The following is a 253-nucleotide window of genomic DNA, read 5'->3' on the forward strand; positions in this document are numbered from 1 at the left end:
CTGCGGTTGTCACTTTGATAATTGCCATTTTATGGGCGCCGTATATTGGTAAATTTGATTCGTTGATTGCTTATTATCAAGAGATATTATCTTATTTGGCACCGCCGGTTGTAGGAACATTTTTCCTCGGATTATTCTGGAAACGTTCTAATGCCATCGGAGCTTTCAGCGGTTTAATGTCGGGATTATTTATTGCAGTGATTATTATGAGTGCGAAGTATATTTTAGGTATTCAAATCGGGTTGCACTTTTT

1 protein-coding gene is annotated in these 253 nt (G+C 37.5%); it reads left to right on the forward strand.

Annotated elements, in window-relative coordinates:
* Positions 1-253, forward strand: a 253-nt coding sequence (locus ACWA1B_RS23155) for a sodium:solute symporter family transporter (RefSeq protein WP_456911017.1), incomplete at both ends; no start/stop codon positions are given.

The sequence above is a fragment of the Flavobacterium xizangense genome, assembly GCF_054075145.1.